A 20,111-nucleotide genomic window follows, 5' to 3' on the forward strand; every position below is an offset into this window, starting at 1 on the left:
GAAGCGGCTCGCTCAGAATACGAGGGGGATGGAGCTTCTGACATAGAGGCGGTTTTGCCCTCGGCGGAAGAAGCGAAGCCACCGAATATTCTAGTCGCTGGAGCTGGATCCCATCGAAAAGCGGAGGCGGCTCGTTCACCTAATCGCTTCTCCAAGTACTACACCACCTTTCATCGCCAATACGTTATCTTTTAAGGAGGAATTGAAAATGGCTTCAATGGAGCAAATCGTAAACTTAGCAAAGCATCGTGGTTTTGTGTTCCCTGGTTCTGAAATTTACGGCGGTCTTGCAAATACTTGGGACTACGGTCCACTTGGTATCGAATTAAAAAACAACGTAAAAAAAGCTTGGTGGAAAAAATTCATTCAAGAATCTCCGTATAACGTAGGTTTAGATGCAGCAATTTTAATGAACCCAAAAACTTGGATAGCATCTGGACACGTTGGAAACTTCAATGATCCAATGATTGACTGTAAAAAATGTAAAGCGCGCCACCGTGCTGATAAATTAATTGAAGATGCACTAGAAGCAAAAGGTATCGAAATGATCGTTGATGGCCTTACTTTCGATCAAATGGCTGGATTAATGAAAGAACACGAAGTAAAATGCCCAGATTGCGGCAGCGAAGACTTCACTGAAATTCGTCAATTCAACTTAATGTTCAAAACATTCCAAGGCGTGACAGAATCTAGCACAAACGAAATTTTCCTTCGTCCTGAAACAGCACAAGGTATTTTCGTAAACTTCAAAAACGTACAGCGCTCTATGCGTAAAAAGCTTCCATTTGGTATCGGCCAAATCGGTAAAAGCTTCCGTAACGAAATTACGCCTGGTAACTTTACGTTCCGTACACGTGAGTTCGAACAAATGGAACTTGAATTTTTCTGCAAACCTGACGACGATTTAGAGTGGTTCACATTCTGGCGCAACACTTGTAAAAACTGGCTTCTTGCACTTGGTATGAATGAAGAAAGCATGCGTCTTCGTGACCATGGTGAAGAAGAATTATCTCACTACAGTAATGCAACAACTGATATCGAGTTTAAATTCCCATTTGGCTGGGGCGAGCTTTGGGGTATTGCATCTCGTACTGACTTTGACTTAAACCGTCATATGGAACATTCTACTGAAGACTTTAATTATGTAGATCCACAAACGAATGAGCGTTACGTACCATACTGCATCGAGCCATCTCTTGGTGCAGATCGCGTAACATTAGCATTCTTATGCGATGCATATGAAGAGGAACAATTAGAAAACGATTCTCGTACAGTTCTTCGTTTCCACCCAGCATTAGCACCATTTAAAGCAGCTATCCTGCCGCTTTCTAAAAAGCTATCTGAAGGTGCCGCGGAAGTGTTCGCAGAGCTTGCGAAAGACTTTATGGTAGACTTCGACGAAACAGGCTCTATCGGTAAACGTTACCGCCGCCAAGACGAAATCGGTACACCATTCTGTATCACTTACGACTTCGACTCTGTTGAAGATAAAGCAGTAACAGTACGTGACCGTGACACAATGGAACAAGTACGTATGCCAATTAGCGAACTAAAAGGCTTCTTAGAGAAGAAAATTCAATTCTAATGAAAAAACGACTGCGTGAAGCAGTCGTTTTTTTCATGCCCACCAATATATCGGCGGAAGTAGAGCATTTATCGGCGACTTTTATAATATATCGGCGCTTCGACACGATTTAAAGACCCTTCGACAATGTTCGACACGCGAATCGTTTTTATCTTTTTTCTTTCACCGCAACTGTACATCTTGAAATACAAATTAAATTATTTTCTTCATCAATAATTCGAATGTCCCATACCATTGTCGTCTTTCCTTTATGAAGCGGCGTTCCAATCGCTGTGACTATGCCGTCTCGTTTAGACAGCAAATGATTTGCATTAATTTCAAGACCAAAACAAATATATTTCTCTTGATCAATTAAATTGTATGTGCCTACACTAGCAACTGTTTCTGCTAAAGCAACAGAGGCTCCTCCGTGTAAAAAACCCAATGGTTGATGCGTACTTTCATGTACTGGCATCGTCGCCACAACCTTTTCCTCAGTCATTTCTAATAATTCAATACCTAACGCTTCCATTAATGTTTTAGGCATATGGCTGTCCCCTTTCAAATTACCAAAAAATGCATAATAAAATCTATTTCTTTTCAAACTATTAGTAAATCTATAATACATGGAGGTATATTATATGAAGAAACTATTATATATCATGTTACTTTTTTTCTTCTTAATTGCTATTGTACCAAAAGAAACAATAAGAGCCCAAGCATCTAACATTACAATTGAAGTACATACTGCAACCCAAAAAGGTAAGAAGCCTTATTTTGAATATCAACTCAATTACCCGCAATTTCGTAACATTCCAGATAAGAAATTTCAAAAGAAAATGAATACGTATTATGAAAAAAGCATAAATGAGTTTAAACGGAGATTAGAAAAAGATGCAAAAACATATTATGAACAGGTCAAAGAAACTGATGCTCCGTTTCATCCATATGTTGCAAATGTTGACTACAAAATTGGATTCAATACATTCCCATTACTCAGTCTGTATGTAAACTATTATCAATACACAGGCGGTGCTCATGGCATGTATGAATGGAAAGCAAATACATTCGACATGCAGCAGAACAAACCGCTTCGCTTAGCAGATTTATTTCAAAAAGATAGTCAATATGAAAACATTATTAGGACCGAAATCGTTAGACAAATTGAGCAAAATAAGGAGAATTTCTTTCCAGACGCTGCTGAGAAAGTAATGAATGAAAAAAAGCTCAAATACGTTTTAGAACAAGACAATTTAATGATTTATTTCCCGTTGTACGAAATTGCACCATACGTCAGTGGCATTCCACAATTCCGTATTCCTTATACACTACTTCGTGAAGTGTTAGAGCCGAAATATCAAAATATTTTAATTGACAACGCCTAGACGGATTCAGTACTATAATGTTAACCTAACAACAACAGGAGGTTGACATTGTGAATAAACTTCGTGCATTAGACTTAGCTTTAGCCGCTATGTTTGTCGCACTTATGGCGATTGGTGCCAATATTACATCTTGGGCACCATTCCTACAAGTTGCAGGCGTTCCACTTTCTATGCAGCCATTCTTCGCTATTTTAGCTGGTCTTCTTCTCGGAAGCCGTCTTGGGGCCTTATCTATGATCGTTTATGCATTAGTTGGAATTGCCGGAGCACCTATATTTGCTGGATTTAAAGCTGGATTTAGTCAACTATTAAGTCCAACTGGCGGATTTATTATTGCTTTCATTATCGTTGCTTATGTAACAGGTAAGATTGTTGAACAAGTGAAGAAGCCAAAATTCGGGACATTTGCAACAGCTTCAGCTGTTGGAATCATCCTTACCTATGTCATCGGAACAACTTATATGTACTTAGCTATCAATAACTGGATGGGCGGTCACATTAGCTATGCAGCTGCCTGGAAAATTATGATGTGGTTTGCAGTAAAAGATGTTATCTTCACAATAATTGGTGCAGTCATTGCACCTCGTATATACTATGCGGTTCGCCGTTCTGCCTATCAAAATAGTCGCCTTGTTTCCTAAAGTGAAAATGCCCTTATTTTGTTACAAAAGGCAGGAATCGTGCTTGTCTTTCATACGAGCTAAAGAGGATATTCTCCTATTGGATAATATCCTCTTTTTCATGGCTATTACCAAGATATATATTTGATTTTTACATACAAATAAATTATGCTTGAAAAAGAATTAAATTAAAGTAAGGATTTGATTAGAAATGAGTAGAGAAGCATCTCAAGACAAGACAAAAAAATTTCTCATTGTAACACTATTTTTCACACTTGGGACAGCTTTAGGAAAACTACTTGGATTCGCAAAAGAAGTAACACTTGGAGCTTATTTCGGTACAAACTATGCTGTTGATGCATACGTTGTCGCTTTAAATATACCTACGATTGTTTTTACTGGTATTACAGGCGCTTTCGCCTTTTCTTTCATTCCTATCTTTATGGAGTTAAAGGGAAAAGATCCGGTTAAAGCATATCGATTCATGAATAATTTTTTAAACATTGTTCTACTTATTTTTTTCATTCCGCTTTTGCTCATTGAATTGCAGCCCCGTTTCTTCATTTCACTCTTTGCACACGGGCTTCCTGAGCAAACAGCTTTGTTATCAGCTCACTTAATACAAATTATTTTCCCGACCGTATTTTGTACATTCATGATCGATATTTTTAATGCTTATTTGAACAGTTTACATAAATTTCGTATTACAAGTATGCAATGGGTTGTATTAAACGGAATTACACTTATTATCTTTGTGGCCCTTGTACAATGGATTGGAATTTATGCACTTGCACTTGGTGTTATAGTCGGAAACATCGTACAAAATATACTCGTTTATATCGCTTCCAAGAGGGAAGGATATCGTTATCAATTTATAATCGATTGGAAAGACCCTTCTTTAAAAACGATGATTTCTTTGAGCATTCCTGCTTTTATTACAAGTACGTCTGTTCAAATTAATCTACTTGTTGATCGTACACTAGTCTCAGGATTAAATGAAGGATCTATTGCGGCGCTTAATTATTCCCAAAAGCTATACTTTATTCCGCTTGGGTTAATTGCTGCTCCTGTCTTAACAGTTATGTATCCTAAATTTGTTGAATACGTAAATCACTCAAACTGGAAAGACTTCGCAAAATTAATGGAAACAAATATAAAGGTGCTGTTATATTTATTTATTCCTGTCTTTATTTATTTCACCTTTTTTACAGAGGAAATTGTCAAAGTTATTTATAACTATGGGGCATTTGGGAAAGATTCTATTATGATGACAGCAACCGCGTTGCAATTTTATGCGTTAGCTGCCCTTATGCAGCCATTAAAAGACTTACTTGACCGTTTGCTTTTTTCTTTGAAGCTGAATCGATACATTATGTATGCATCGATTATTTCCATGATTATAAATGTTATATTATGTATTATACTTGTTAACCAGATTGGTTTAGCTGGTGCAGCTCTTTCCACTTCAATAGCATCGGCGAGCACTGTACTTATGCTATTATGGATGCTCCAAAAATTCATGAAAGAGAAAGAACAGGTGAACTTACGCTACGGTGGCTTTTTATTCAAATGTATTGTTGCATCTTTTGTAAGTTTGTATACTTCCAAACTGCTGCTTCATTTCTTACATGATACAAAGTTGCTTATCTTATTAGCAATAGCAATTGGTGCCATCGTTTACTTACTCGTCACTTACGCATTAAAGATAAAAGAGCTACAACAATTGCTATCGCTATTTTTAGGTAGAAGGAAGGATATAAATGAATAAAATTATGTACCTTTTAAATTATATCGGGGATGGAGGATCAGAAAAATACGTTCTAGATTTAATGGAATCTATTGGTCCAGAGCGCTGTATCCTTGTGTACTCTATCCCTGGTCCTTTCTTAAAAAAGTTTGAACAACTAAATGTACCGATGTACCGCATTGACATGCGTCATCCTTTTGATATACAGGCTGCCCTGCAATTAAAGAAGATTATAAAAAAAGAAAAAATCGATATTGTTCATGCACAATTTTTACGTGAAAACTATATTGCGATTTTAGCCAAACTATTAGGTGCTCCTATTCGGGTCATTTGGACATATCACGTAAATGTGCCGATGCCATTTCACCTAAAGTGTAGCAATTCTTTCTTTACTCGCTATAATGATGCAATCATTTGCATCTCTCAATTTATGAAGCAGCAACTATGTCAAAAGGGCGTACCAGAAAAAAAGATACATGTTATTTATAATGGCGTTGCAGATCCATATACAGATGTCCCTCTTTCTCAGCGTGAGCCGAAAAAAATTGCTGTTATTGGGAGGCTAAGCAAAGAAAAAGGACAACCGTTCTTATTAACAAGTTTGCAAAAGCTAAAAGCCCTGCATCCATCTTTAGGGTGGCACTGCGATATTATCGGTGAAGGGCCATTAAAAACAGAGTTAACAACTATGATTCAAGAGCTATCACTAAGTGAGCATGTATCATTAAAAGGATTTCAAGACGATATTATAAAAGAGTATACAGAACATGATATTATTGTGATCCCGTCAGAAAATGAAGGATTATCCTATGTCGCTATTGAAGCAATTGCTATGAAAAAACCTGTGATTGCAACAAATGTCGGCGGCTTGCCAGAAGTAATTGTTCATAACCAGTCAGGGCTATTAATACCGTTTGGATCGGAAGAAACATTAGCTGCTTCCTTAGCACAATTATTACAAGATGAAAAATTATATCATTCCTTAGCAGAATGCGGACGCGAACATTACTTACAACACTTTACTTTCTCAAAAATGGTGAACGAAGTTACAACAATTTATCGCATACCATCATCATGTTAAAGGAGGATATATATGACACATTCAACTCGATTCTACTATATATGGGCGAGTATCTTCTTCATTATATTGGGATTACTATTTCCATCAACTTATACCGGGCTTTTCATTTCTTTCGTACTAGCATGTGCTGCTTTTCGAGATGAAAAGCTCGGTATTGCTTATTTATTACTATTTATCCCAATGCGCCCGTTTCTCGTTGCTTTTAACCCTGGGCTAAAGTTTATCGGTCTATTTATCATCATCGCTCTCTTAGTGCGTCTATTACGGCAATATCGAAATAATATTTCAAAGCTTTTTTCATTCCGATACTTTGAAATATTATACTTTCTTTTTTGCTTGTTAGGTGCGGGAATCGGTCTATTAAACGGCGTTTCATTCATTGCAATTGCTATGCAATTACACACATTGCTTCTATTTTATTTTGTATACTATATCGCGTCCCGCATCACCATTCATCATGAGGATATCGTGTTTTTTGCGAAAATTACTTTTATCGCTTCTGTCATTATGTCCGTGCAAGGTTTAATTGAAAAACTATCATTGCGCACTATGTTATTGCCGGAAGCTTGGAAAGCTCTTGTCCTCGCTCCGACAAATAAAATTCGGATATACGGCATGGCCGGCGGTCCAAATGAATTAGCACTATATTTGACGTTAGCTTTTCTCATTTCTTTATACGTTCTTCAACACGTATCCGAGAAAATGAAATATGTCACATATACAGGGCTTACGCTTATTGCCACAACATTATGGCTCACATATTCACGCGGTGCATTTCTGACAGTTATCGTCTTTATGCTTATCTATCTATGTATCCACCGAAAGATTCCAATTTGGAAATCATTTCTAGTCATCTCCCTTTTGTCATTCCTATGTGCAACATGCATTTCAAAAATGACAAACTATTTAGAGGGAGATCAGGTAGGCGTAAAACGATTTACAGAAGCATTATCAGAAGACACAGTTGAACTTAGTAAACAAGACGGACGCATTTACTACGTAAAAAAAGCAGTTGAAATCTTTCAAGATAAGCCGATTACTGGCTATGGACTAGGTACATTTGGGGATGCTGCTACGCAAACTTTTTCATCACCTATTTACGAAAAATATGAGATTACATGGAATTTTTATTCTGACAATCAATACATTCAAATACTTGCTGAGACGGGTATTATTGGCGTGCTCTTATGTGCGGGATTTACATTTGGATTCCTTTCTCTTCTTTGGAAATATAGGAGAAAAGCACCGTTTGCTCCTCTTACTTTATATTTAATAGTTGGAGCAATTATCGGAAGCGCATTTTATAACATATTAGAAAATGCTTCGTTTATGATGTATTTCTTTTTAACAGCCGGATATATACAGCATGCCACAAAAAAAAGCTACTGAGGGTTCAGTAGCTTTTTTCTTATACTATTTTTTTCGTAACGTTCTTACCTGTACAATCATAAACAATATCGTAAGGATGATGCTTATACCGGAAATCATCATTCCAAGTTTTAACCCTGGAGAATGGTAAGTAAGTACAACTTCATGATTACCAGCTTTCGCCTTCACTCCTAGCAACCCATCCACAACTGCTGTTGTAGTATGCTCTTTCCCGTCGATTGTAACTGACCAACCAGCATCATAAGGAATCGGGAATACAAATGTAGCTTCATCCTTTAATGCAATACTTCCTTTAACCATTTTTCCGTAGTTTTCAGTAACCTTCATACTACTTTTTTGTAATGCTTTTATTGTCTCATTAAATTTGTCTATGTCTAATCCATAGAACTGTAACCCTTTTAATGAAAAGATATCTTCCTGTTCAACCTTGATCTTCATTGTTGTAATCCCGTTTGTTGGGAAATATCCAAAATCAATCAAAGTTTTTTCAATATCTGGCGGTAAATAACATGGATACTGATCATTCACCATAATTTCTTTCCAATTTTCAATCCCTGTAGCTAATCCGTATAATTGAACCTCTTTTGGTATATTTACTCGAATCGTAATATATCCCGGTTTTTCCTTATTAACTCGTTCATATTTTCCTTCTTGCCCTGAAATAGCAGCCATATTTTCCAATGAAATCTTTGGATCTTCTAGCTTTTTAAATAGCGTTCCTTCTTTTATATTAATCAATTTTTCTTGGAAAACAAACGGATTTTCTTCATCTTTAGAAGGTATATGTTCGATTGGATAACCAAATGGAATCATATTGTTAACCTTAAACACATTAGCAAAGCCAAATTGATTTATTTTTTCATGTCCATATTTCGGTACGCTGCCGTCTTCAATTTTATACCCAATTTTTAAAATAGCATCCATGAGCAACGTGTCCCCATGGTTATTGGATACTAAAAGGTCTGGAGACGTTGAATAGCCCGTTAGCTTTAAAAAGCGATGAAATGATCCATTTGCCATCGAGTTAAATGTTTGGAAAGATGGATAATCATATTGTAAGGAATCATTTAGCGTTCGGGAATATTTAGTACTTACGCGATAACGTTCTGCATTGATTTCATTTACATATTGAATAGCGTGTTTCGCATCTTTGTTCAATTCATACTCATCACGCTTTGTATAAGCCATTTCTCTATGTAGTCCATAAATATATTTTCTTGTATTAAAACCTATGTCACATACTAAACAAAGAAGCAATAATCCTGTCGTTATTTTTGTTAATGATGGTTTCATCATACGAATATGCAATACGACAACAATAAATGTTATAAGGATAGCGTTTATGATCAGTATCTTATTATGAACTACTTCATAATGTTTCACTGACAATGCATACAATAAAATTAGGTGTATACCATAACTAATCCATAACGGCAATACATCTTTTCGACTTATATGTTGAAATACTCTCGCTGCCATAAAAACAGCTAACATCACAAAGACAAACGCAAAACGATTTGGATATGCATTTGGCCATTTATTTCCATGCCATGCTAAATTTAAAAATGGAATTGCAAAACTACAAATTAAAAACAGAAATACAAATATAGATAAGAATTTTTCTCGTTTATTAATTTCTTTATTAACAAAGAATAAAGGTAATAATACGAGTACTAATGTGGATGCATATACGTTCGGAGTACCAAATAAACTTGAATCATATCCACCAGATAATAGCTTCCAATAGAAAAGAAGTAAATCAAGTTTCCATTCTAATTTGAAGTCCGTTGAAGTGATACTATATGGGTTACTCTTTAATGCTTCAAAAGTTGGAAGAATAATCACCGCTCCTATTCCAGCGGCTAATCCCGTTCCTATGCAGAAAAGAAGAAAATGTTTTCCCCATGCTTTTATATCCCGAAACTCATATTGTGTAAAGAGTCGAATCATAAAATAAAGGAATGTAAAAATCCCAAACATAAAGGAAATATAAAAATTCGCGATAAACATAATTGCTAACGTAGCCGTAAAGAAAATAATCTTTTTATCTCGTAAAAGTTTTTCAACTCCCATTAAAACGACAGGTAGAAATACAATACCATCTAGCCACATTACATGAAATGAATAGGCCATAACAAAGCCTGATAATGCATAAGCGGTTGAAAACAATAACAACCCTTTATGCTGCTTTCCTATCACATAACGTAAAAACAAGCCGCATGTTACTCCTGCAAACCCTACTTTTAAAAGAGTAATAAGAAAAATAAATTCCGGAAGGTTTGCTTTATTAAAGAAGAAAAGAAGAATAGAAAACGGACTTGATAAATAGTAAGAAAATGTTCCAATAAAGTTAATTCCCCCGCCTAACTCCATTGTATATTGTAAACTCTTACCTTCTGTAAATACACTATGTAAATAAGAATAAAATTGAACATATTGCGTGCTTAAATCACTAATTAATACTGAATAGTTCCCAAACGGATACATACCAAATATAGCATAACTTAAAAGCAGTATCCCGAACGGAATGAAAAAGAACAGAATCCCATACAACCCTCTTAATTGTTTCATTATTTTATGCTCCCGTTTCATTTTTATTTTTGCATACTTGCTATTTTTTATATAAATGAACATATAAAAATCCTCTCCAAACAGGTTCTGCTACCCCTGCTTAGAAAGGATTCTCTTTCACATTACTTCCTCTTCTTTGGCACGATAAAACAAAGAACAATCGCTGCCAATAAGCTAATAACAGAAACGATGACCCCTACTACAAATCCAGGGGATGTATACTTCAATTCAATTGTATGTGTTCCTTTTGGTAGTTCTACGCCAAGAAATGCATCATTTAATTTCAGTACTTTCCCATCTTTTCCATCAACTGTTACTTTCCATCCTTTATCATATGGGATAGATAAGAAAAGGAGATTATCTTGTTTTACATCAATCTTTCCTTGAACACTGCGACCAGTATAGTTTGTTACGTTCAATGGTTGTTGTTTTAATTCATCTACACGTTTTTCAAATGTATCTATGTCGAGTCCATAGAACAACTGTTGATCTAATTCAACGGAATGACGTTTTACCTTCACTTCCACTTCTACTTTTTCATTTTCAAAAGAGCCTAGATCAAGGATACCATTGTTCCAATAATAAGATGGATAATCAGACACGTCGCTGTCTGGTCCTTCACCAATTGTTTTACCTAATGTTTTTCCATTTACGTAAACCTTTGTTACACCAGTTGGTTCTACACGTAATTTTGTATATAATTGTTGTTTTCCTTTAACGTCAAATACGTATTTAATGCTCGCTGTCTTATCATCTTGTTGTCTAACTAACTGGATTGTTTTTTGTTTTGTAAGAGCTGCTTTTTTCTTCTCAGCAGCAAGTTGCTTTTTACTTTTTTCTGCATCATCTGCTACTGCCAAGTTATTATATTGAACAGAAATTGGTTCAAGCGGCTTATAATAATTAACAGTTTGTCCATTTAACTTGCCCATTAGTTTATTTTGTGTTTCAAATGAGTTTGTATAGTTCGTTTTTTCAACTTTTAATTTCTCTTTTCCTTTTGTATCAAACTCATCTTTATTGACCATATATCCAAACGGAAGAGCATTTTTATTCTCATATATGGAAATATCTCCGACACTGTCGACTTTGTCAAAACCATATTTATTTAATGGACGATCCGAAATCATATACTTCATACCAAATAAGGCATCAGTTGAAACAATTCCTTTGCCATTTTGCAAAATTAATGCGTCCAAATAACCGTAACCTAAATCTTGCATATATAAATTCAAATGTCCATTCGCAACAGAATTGAAATGAGTAAGTCCTTTATACCCAAAGCGCATTGCGTCATTCCAAGTTCTTCCCATTGTCGTTTCCATGCGATATAGCCCTTTGTCTTTTTCAGCTACTTTTCGAATTGTTTCTTCATATCTCGGGTATGGAGCTGCATATTCTTGACGATTAATATAGCCATACTCATAACCCATTAACTTAATCATATATACTGTGTTAAGTGCAGCATCTAGTCCAACTACAGCTACTAATGTGAAAGATACCAATGCTTTGTTCTTTGTTAATCGAACTTTTGCATATAGTAACAGCGCATATACAACAACGAAAAAGATGTTTGCCATCATTTTATTGGATTGCATATAAGAAGGTGCTACTTTTCCAAGTAAAACAATCATAAATAGGTTAAAGAAAACGACCTTTTTCAATGCAGGTAATAATTCTTCTCCAAATACCATAAACGTTCGAACAGCCACATAAATAAGTAAGAATGACAATACAAACGAATAACGATACGGGAAATTTGTTGGTGGTTCAAAACCATGCCAAGCAATATTTAAAAATGGTATTTCAAAAGAAAGAACGATAAAGAGCATCACTGCCCCGTATACAATTTTTTCTTTTAATGAAATTTTCTTTGTTACAAAGAATAATGGAACAAGTAAGAGTGTTAATACACCAGCATACACGTTTGGCATTCCATTAACCGTTGTATCAGTAATTCCATTAAAGAAACGACTATAAAAATCAAATGGGTCGAAATTAAATGCTGTAGAAAATGGCAGTTTCGTACGCTCTGCAAAGTTGCTCTTTAAATCCATATACGTCGGCAGCGTAATAAATGCTGACATTCCTGCTGCTAAACCTGTTCCAAAGCAGAACCATACAAACTTTTGCATAAATTGCTTTACATTACGAACGTCATAAAGGACGCAAAAACGCGCCACAAAGTAAATAAATGTAAAGATCCCTACCATAATGGAAATATAAAAGTTTGTAATAAACGTAAGAGCTAAACTAAAAATAAACAATCCGTATTTTTTAGTCGTCAACAACTTCTCAATTCCAAGCATAATAAGTGGCAGTAAATAAATTGCATCCAACCACATCACGCAGAAGGAATACACTGTTACAAATGACATTAATCCATAAAAAGTTGAGAATAATGCGATTGTAATTTCACGACGCTTCATCATGTGACTTAAATAATGCGTCATTGTCACGCCAGATAATCCAACCTTTAATAATGTCATAACCATAATCGCTTCTGGAATATGAGCGCGATCAAAAAAGAGAATTAAAATAGAAAACGGGCTTGCTAAATAATAGGCAAATACGCCAAGAAAATTTAGTCCCATTCCGCCTTCCCAACTATAAAAAATGCTTTTCCCATTTTTCATAACATCATATAAATATGTGTAAAACTGTACATACTGTGTGTGCAAATCAGTAACAAGAATTGATTTTTCTCCAAATGGAGCTATTCCAAGCAGTATAAACATTACACCATAGATAGAAAACGGAAGGAAAAAAGCTAATGCATATAAAAATTTCTTTTTCTTAAACAAACCTAACAGCTGTTGCATTATACTCCTCCATATCATTCCTAGTTCGAAAATATATGTATAAAAAACAATAGCCGGCATAAAGCCAAGCTATTTGTTTTTTATGCATTTTGGCCTTGTTTCACTTCGACCTTCTTTTTAAAAATTATATATTTGCTTGCAAAATAGTTAACAACTACAACAATAACATTCGCGATAATTTTAGATACTAAATCATTGATACCTAACCACTCGACTAATGCAATCATGGAGAAGAGATCGATGAAGTACGATAAAACGCGAAATCCCATAAAATAGAAAAACTCTTTCATTGCATGGGCAAAGCCCTTTGGTTGGCTGTCAAATACGTACTTTTTATTTGTAATATATGCAAACAACACAGATACAATCCATGCGATTGTCATAGCAACTTTGTAATCCATTCCAGCTAAAGTTGCACAAACATAATACGTAACTATATTAACCAGCGTCGTTAAACCGCCAAAAAGCAAATAGTTAAAGATTTCCTTCGTTTTGTTATTCACGTTTTTAATCCCCTAACGATTTGATTTTACTTTATGATCTTCTACGCGATATAACTTTGCTGTCGGCTTTTCATCCAAATTTGTTACTTTATCATCATTATACTCATCTACAAAGTACAGTGGACGATTTTTCGTTTCATTAAAGATACGACCTAAATACTCCCCGATAATTCCAATTGAAATCAACTGTACTCCACCAAGGAATAAAATCGCTGTCATCATCGATGGATATCCGGTTACGGACTCACCATACATCATCGTTTTAATAATGATCCAAAGCATATAACAAAACGCGCCAAATGATACGGTGAATCCTAAGAAGGATGCAAGACGTAATGGAAACGTTGTAAAGGATGTAATTCCTTCAATTGCTAAATCCATTAGCTTAAAGTAGTTCCATTTCGTTTCACCAGCTGCGCGTGGATCACGATCGAATAAAATTTCTTTCTTATTGTATCCAATCCAACTGAACATTCCTTTTGTATAACGCTGTGTTTCACGAATTTTCTTTAATGCTTCCACGCAACGTCTATCCAACAAACGAAAATCTCCTGTATTTTCTTGAATTGGGATTCTTGTTGTTTTCTTTAATAGGCTATAGAATTTTCCAGCCGTCCATTTTTTCGCCCAAGATTCTCCTGCACGAGAACGTCTTTTTGCATAAATATCATCATAGCCTTGCTCCCAATATTGAATCATTTCTGGGATTAATTCTGGCGGGTCTTGTAAATCAGCATCAAGAATGATGACTGCATCTCCCATCGCATGATCCAATCCAGCGATCATCGCTGTCTCTTTTCCAAAGTTACGAGATAAGTCTACATAAGAAATGCGTTTATCGCGTACTCGGAACTCTTTAATCATATTTAATGTATTATCTTTACTTCCATCATTCACAAATAAAATCTCGAAGTTATAATTTGGCACCGACTCAATTACGCCCGTCAACCGGCTGTACAGCTGATCTAACACTTCTTCTTCATTGTATGCCGGTACTAAAATTGTAATGGTCTTCAAAGAAGGTACCCCTTTCTTTTTCAAATTTTCTCAGTAAAGAACAATTTATAAGCACAGATTAGACATAGTAAATTGGATGTTTCCCTTAGAATACCTCATTCTCCAATTCACTATGTCTAATCTTACACATCTATCAATAATTAATTTTTAACTGCTTGTTCTTGTACAAGTCTTTGCATAATTTGTAGTAAATCTTCTTTTAATTCGTCATGTTGCAGCGCCATTTCAATTGTTGTTTGAATAAAGCCAAGCTTTTCACCAACATCATAACGTTTTCCTTCAAAATCGTAAGCGAATACGCGTTGAATTTCATTTAGATTTTGAATTGCATCCGTTAATTGAATTTCACCGCCAGCACCGATATGTTGCTCTTCTAAGAAGCGGAAGATTTCAGGTGTTAAGATATAACGACCCATAATCGCTAAATTTGAAGGTGCTGTACCTTGTGCTGGTTTTTCAACAAATTGTTTTACTTGATAACGACGACCATCTTTTTCTAATGGATCAATAATACCGTAGCGATGTGTTTCATCTTCTGAAACTGTTTGCACACCAATTACAGATGATAATGTTTTTTCATACTCATCGATCAATTGTTTTAAGCAAGGTGTTTCTGCTTGCACAATATCGTCTCCAAGTAATACAGCAAACGGCTCATCACCAATGAATTTACGCGCACACCATACTGCATGTCCTAAACCTTTTGGTTCTTTTTGACGGATATAGTGAATATCAACCATTTTAGAAGAAGCTTGTACTCTTTCAAGCAACTCATACTTTTTCTTCTCTAATAAATTTTGTTCTAATTCAAAGGCATTATCAAAATGATCTTCAATCGAACGTTTTCCTTTACCTGTAACGATAATAATATCTTCAATACCCGCAGCTACTGCTTCTTCAACGATATATTGAATTGTTGGTTTATCAACAATCGGTAACATTTCCTTTGGCATTGCCTTCGTTGCTGGTAAAAAACGTGTTCCAAGACCAGCAGCAGGAATAATAGCTTTTCTTACTTTTTTCATGTTTACAACCTCTTTCTTTATGGTTTTACATGGCGAACATTTTTTATTTCCTATCAGTTAATTTATCCTACACAGGATAAATTTATTGTACAAAGCACACTTAATATAGAGAACATAAATATGAAGTACGTCGTCATATTAACTCTTGTATAGTATCTCTCTAGGAATCTTACACCCTTTTTGCTTTGTAATATTCCCTTGTTTTTTATGACAAAGTGACATTCCCTACAAATTTTACATGATTGTCTCTTCATTAGTCAAGGTTTCCTCAAACTTGTCATAGATTGATAACATAATAAACGAACGCTATGTCAACTGATTCTGCGAAAGAAATCCTTTATTTTAAGAAGCCATTTCCCATGAAACAGTTTGTTATGCGCAGTCCTTTTCCCATCATTTTCCTACGACAAAGAATTCCCAATACATGTACCTTTTACTTATTTATTAAATCTTTATGCAATAAAAAAAAAGGGATTTCTCCCTTTTTTTATTGTACTCGATTCATAATAGCTTTTTTAATCGCTTCAAGTTTCTCTTCACTATGTTGTAAGGAATCACCTTGCACACCGAAGTAAAACTTGATTTTCGGCTCTGTTCCAGATGGGCGTAGGCAGAACCAAGATCCATCTGCCAAATAATACTTTAATACATTTGATTTTGGTAATTTGATTTGTTCTGTCGCATTTTCTTCTACTTTTGTTCTAACGCTCGCTTTATAATCTTCAGCAATCGTTACTTCTAAGCCCGCAACTTCTGTCGGTCTATTTTCACGGAACGATGTCATCATATTTTGAATTTGTTCTGCTCCGTCTTTTCCTTTTAACGTTAAGGAAACAAGTCCTTCACGGAAGTATCCGTACTTTTCAAATACTTCAAGTAAACCATCATATAATGTTTTACCTTGCGCTTTATAATATGCAGCAACTTCACATGCAAATAATACAGATTGTACCGCATCTTTATCACGACAGAACGGACGAATTAAATAACCATAACTTTCTTCATAACCGAACTGGAACTCATATTCTCCGCTCGCTTCATATTGCTTAATTTTTTCACCGATAAATTTAAAGCCAGTTAACGTATCAATTGTATCAAGTCCGTAAGATTTTGCGATTGTACGTCCTAACTCTGATGTAACGATTGTTTTTAATACAACACCGTTTGCCGGTAAAATACCTTGTTCTTTCTTTTGTGATAATAAGTATTCTAGCATTAAAGCACCTGTTTGGTTTCCTGTTAACACTTGATACTCACCATCATGATTGCGAACTGCAACGCCAAGACGATCTGCATCTGGATCTGTTGCAATTAATACATCCGCATCAATTTCTTCACCGTATCGAATTGCCAATTCAAACGCAGCATGCTCTTCTGGATTTGGTGATTTTACTGTTGAAAAGTCTGGATCTGGCTGTTCTTGTTCTTTTACAACGGTTACATTTTTAAATCCAACTGCCTCTAATCCGCGGCGAGCTGGAATATTAGATGTTCCATGTAAAGGTGAGAAGACGATTTTTAAATCTTGTCCAATTTCCTTCACAAGCTCTTTATTAAGAATTACTGTTTTTAATTGTTCTAAATATGCATCGTCAACTTCTTGACCGATAATCTGTAGAAGACCGTTTTGTTTCAATTGCTCTACATCGTCAACCTCTACTGTCAATTCATTACTTACATTATTTACATAATGAATTAACTCATCCGCTTCTTTCGGAGGCAATTGTCCCCCATCATCTCCGTACACTTTATAACCATTATATTCCGGCGGGTTATGGCTTGCCGTAAGAACGATACCACTGTACGTATGTAAATAACGCACTGCAAAGGACAATTCTGGTGTTGGGCGCAGACTTTCAAATACGTATGTTTTAATACCGTGAGCACCTAATGTTGCTGCCACTTCCATCGCAAACTCTGGAGATTTATGACGAGAATCGTATGCAACAACAACGCCGCGTGCTTTTGCTTCTTCGCCTTGTTTTTCAATAAAACGAGCTAAACCTTCTGTTGCTTTACGAACAGTATACACATTCAAACGATTTGTGCCGGCACCTAGTTCTCCGCGCATACCACCTGTACCAAACTCTAAATTTTTATAAAAACTATCCTCAATTTTCTTTTCATCACTTTGCATTTCTTCTAGTTGCTGCTTTAGCTCTGCATCTAAATCTGCAAAGGAAATCCAGCGTTCATACTCTTTTTTCCATTCCATGTTGTTTTCTCCTCTCAATCAGCATAGTCTCATTATATGAAAAAAATTATGCTTCCCTCAATATTTTTTATTTTTTTACAACATTTAATTCCCTATTTATCGTAGAAAACCATTGGCGCATACCGAAAAAAGGATTGGCAAATGCCAACCCTTTCCTCACTTACTCTTCATTTCCAAATCTTTCAACAAACGTTGCCAATGTACGCACCATTGCTCCTGTTCCTCCGCTTGGACCTAAGTCATGTGCGCTACTTGTATCAGATGTTCCCGCGATGTCTAAATGCACCCAAGGTGTTTCTTCTGCAAATTCTCCAAGGAATACACCTGCCATAATTGCATGGCCCTCACGTCCTGGGGAGTTATTTAAATCTGCTAACTTACTATTTCGAACACGCTCTTTATCACGTTCGAAAATTGGTAATTGCCAAATTGTCTCATCTGTTTCCATCGATGCTTCTAACACTTGCTCATAAAATGCTTCGTTATTTGTCATAACACCTGTTGTATGAGTTCCTAAAGCTACAATAACACCACCTGTTAACGTCGCAACATCAACAAGATAATTCGCTCCAAGATTCTTCGCATACGTAATACCATCAGCTAACGCTAAGCGGCCTTCTGCGTCTGTATTTAACACTTCAATCGTTTTACCACTCATTGATGTAATCACATCATCTGGTTTAAATGCAGTGCCGCTTACCATATTATCTGTCGAAGGGATAACAGCCACTACGTTTTGTTCTGGGCGAAGTTCACCGATAATTTCCATTGCGCCAAGAACAGCTGCCGCACCGCCCATATCACCTTTCATACCAACCATGCTTTCACGTGGTTTTAGAGAATAACCACCTGTATCGTATGTAATCCCTTTCCCAACTAAGCCAATTACATCTGTCCACGCTTCTTTTCCTTTATATAAAAGAGCAATCATTTTTGGCGGCTCCGTAGAACCTTGGTTTACCGCAAGTAGGGCACCCATTCCAAGCTCTTCCATTTCCTCTTTCTCGAGAACTTTATAATCCATATCATACTTTTCGGCTAGTTCAACAGCATAATCTGCTAAAGCTGTTGCCGTCAACATGTTTGGCGGCATATTGATAAGCGTACGTGCAGAGTTTGTAGCACGTCCATGTACATAGCCAACTGTTAATGCAGCTTCAATTTCTTGCGTATCTTCCTCTGTAATCACAACAAAGCTATCTAATTGATGAGCTTCTTTTTTATCTGTTTTATATGTTAACAACTCATATGTACCAAGGAAATATGTTTCTGCAGCAATGTGCGCAACATCAATAGCGTCCAATTTTTCTGTAACAAATGAATCTAACATAAATGCAACATTTTTCATTTTCGCACTTTGCAATGTTTTCGCTAACTTTCCAAGTGCACCGCGCAGCGTTTCTGACGTATATTTTTCTTTTTTGCCAAGACCAACAAAATAATAACGCTTTACATCTGTTTTCCCTAAGCTATGTACTTTCGAAATAACTTTTTTCTTTGGAGAAATTTCCTTTTCATCTAGTAGCACTTGTAAATGTCCATCAAACGCTTCGTTTAATTCTTTTACAAAACTACTCATTACTTCATCTTCAAATAATGCAACAACTACTGCTTCATGACTTGCTAATTCTTTTTGTACTTGAAACATGTCAGCACCCCCTGTTTTTTCTCTTCCTATTATACCTTTATTTTCAGGAAAATGCGATAATTCAAACTTCTTCCATATATAAAATAAATGGCGGAAGCTTCGGCAAATCCTGAATTTGCTCATATGGAATTTGATTTATCTCTTTTGGTAACATTTCACGACACGTTTGAATGAATTGGACGACTTTTTCAACATTCAAGTTCCAATAAATTCGGCAATAGGGAGTTAAATACATTTCAGCTACTTCCATCATCATTCGTGCTCCTTTTATATTCCCGTAGCTATAATGATACTGTGCGACTGTCATTTGTAATAAACCTTTTAAAAACAAATTCCCTCGGTCTTCGAGCCACATTTCTTCTAATAAATCATGACACGTATAATAATCACCTTCATTATACCTTATAAAAAACTCATAATACGCTAAAGGATAATCTTTCATCACTTCTCTCCCTTTACTGCGTTTTTTCTCCTCCATTTCACTCTATCCCTCATTAACGGGCAGTAATACTCCCACCTCAAAA

The 20,111-nt window shown here is 35.8% G+C and carries 16 protein-coding genes; 7 read left to right on the top strand and 9 right to left on the bottom strand.

Features of this window, described 5'->3' with window-relative positions; genetic code table 11:
• Both V7024_RS02880 and V7024_RS02885 read left to right on the top strand, forming a co-directional pair.
• A partial coding sequence (locus tag V7024_RS02880) for a hypothetical protein (RefSeq protein WP_335515401.1) occupies positions 1–195 on the top strand: 195 nt, incomplete at its 5' end.
• Between the two features lie 13 nt (positions 196–208).
• Positions 209–1,585 carry a glycine--tRNA ligase gene (locus tag V7024_RS02885; RefSeq protein ID WP_335515404.1) on the top strand — a complete coding sequence of 459 codons (1,377 nt, stop codon included), beginning with the start codon at positions 209–211 and terminating at the stop codon, positions 1,583–1,585.
• Positions 1,586–1,733: 148 nt separating this feature from the next.
• Here V7024_RS02885 and V7024_RS02890 read toward each other — a convergent pair whose 3' ends face one another.
• Positions 1,734–2,111: a hotdog fold thioesterase gene (locus tag V7024_RS02890; protein WP_335515407.1), complete on the bottom strand. Its 378-nt coding sequence runs from the start codon at positions 2,109–2,111 to the stop codon at positions 1,734–1,736.
• A 94-nt stretch (positions 2,112–2,205) separates the two neighbouring features.
• On the opposite strand from V7024_RS02890, the gene V7024_RS02895 reads away from it, so the two are divergent.
• From V7024_RS02895 to V7024_RS02915, 5 genes are all read left to right on the top strand, one after another.
• Positions 2,206–2,949: a DUF3298 and DUF4163 domain-containing protein gene (locus V7024_RS02895; RefSeq protein WP_335515409.1), complete on the top strand. Its 744-nt coding sequence runs from the start codon at positions 2,206–2,208 to the stop codon at positions 2,947–2,949.
• A gap of 50 nt (positions 2,950–2,999) precedes the next feature.
• Entirely contained in the window at positions 3,000–3,590 is a 591-nt protein-coding gene (locus V7024_RS02900; RefSeq protein ID WP_335515412.1) for a biotin transporter BioY, read from the top strand.
• A gap of 190 nt (positions 3,591–3,780) precedes the next feature.
• Positions 3,781–5,337 carry a murein biosynthesis integral membrane protein MurJ gene (gene murJ, locus V7024_RS02905; protein ID WP_335515415.1) on the top strand — a complete coding sequence of 519 codons (1,557 nt, stop codon included), beginning with the start codon at positions 3,781–3,783 and terminating at the stop codon, positions 5,335–5,337.
• Positions 5,330–6,397, top strand: coding sequence for a glycosyltransferase family 4 protein (locus tag V7024_RS02910; RefSeq protein WP_335515417.1), 1,068 nt, complete (start codon positions 5,330–5,332; stop codon positions 6,395–6,397). Before murJ ends, V7024_RS02910 begins: the two co-directional genes overlap by 8 nt.
• Positions 6,398–6,409: 12 nt before the next feature.
• The gene (locus tag V7024_RS02915; RefSeq protein ID WP_335515420.1) at positions 6,410–7,786 is read left to right on the top strand and encodes an O-antigen ligase family protein; all 1,377 of its coding nucleotides are present in this window, start codon (positions 6,410–6,412) and stop codon (positions 7,784–7,786) included.
• Positions 7,787–7,810: 24 nt separating this feature from the next.
• Here V7024_RS02915 and V7024_RS02920 read toward each other — a convergent pair whose 3' ends face one another.
• The 8 genes from V7024_RS02920 to V7024_RS02955 all read right to left on the bottom strand — a co-directional run bounded on the left by V7024_RS02920 (position 7,811) and on the right by V7024_RS02955 (position 20,029).
• Positions 7,811–10,357: a YfhO family protein gene (locus V7024_RS02920; RefSeq protein ID WP_335515422.1), complete on the bottom strand. Its 2,547-nt coding sequence runs from the start codon at positions 10,355–10,357 to the stop codon at positions 7,811–7,813.
• 122 nt (positions 10,358–10,479) lie between these two features.
• Positions 10,480–13,179 (bottom strand): YfhO family protein, encoded by a 2,700-nt coding sequence (locus tag V7024_RS02925; RefSeq protein ID WP_335515426.1) that lies wholly within the window; start codon positions 13,177–13,179, stop codon positions 10,480–10,482.
• Positions 13,180–13,259: 80 nt separating this feature from the next.
• Entirely contained in the window at positions 13,260–13,682 is a 423-nt protein-coding gene (locus V7024_RS02930; RefSeq protein WP_335515428.1) for a GtrA family protein, read from the bottom strand.
• Positions 13,683–13,694: 12 nt separating this feature from the next.
• A complete protein-coding gene (locus V7024_RS02935) occupies positions 13,695–14,699 on the bottom strand; it encodes a glycosyltransferase family 2 protein (protein WP_335515431.1) in 1,005 nt (334 codons plus the stop codon).
• 140 nt (positions 14,700–14,839) lie between these two features.
• Positions 14,840–15,724, bottom strand: a complete 885-nt coding sequence (gene galU / locus V7024_RS02940; protein WP_335515435.1) for a UTP--glucose-1-phosphate uridylyltransferase GalU — start codon at positions 15,722–15,724, stop codon at positions 14,840–14,842.
• A 487-nt stretch (positions 15,725–16,211) separates the two neighbouring features.
• The gene (locus tag V7024_RS02945) at positions 16,212–17,939 is read right to left on the bottom strand and encodes a phospho-sugar mutase (RefSeq protein ID WP_335515439.1); all 1,728 of its coding nucleotides are present in this window, start codon (positions 17,937–17,939) and stop codon (positions 16,212–16,214) included.
• A gap of 160 nt (positions 17,940–18,099) precedes the next feature.
• Positions 18,100–19,587 (bottom strand): leucyl aminopeptidase, encoded by a 1,488-nt coding sequence (locus tag V7024_RS02950; protein ID WP_335515441.1) that lies wholly within the window; start codon positions 19,585–19,587, stop codon positions 18,100–18,102.
• A 61-nt stretch (positions 19,588–19,648) separates the two neighbouring features.
• Complete coding sequence (locus tag V7024_RS02955) at positions 19,649–20,029, bottom strand: DUF309 domain-containing protein (protein WP_335515635.1); 381 nt, start codon at positions 20,027–20,029, stop codon at positions 19,649–19,651.
• Between the last annotated feature and the right edge of the window lie 82 nt (positions 20,030–20,111).

The organism is Bacillus sp. JJ864, assembly GCF_036963045.1.
Lineage (GTDB): Bacteria > Bacillota > Bacilli > Bacillales > Bacillaceae_G > Bacillus_A > Bacillus_A pseudomycoides_C.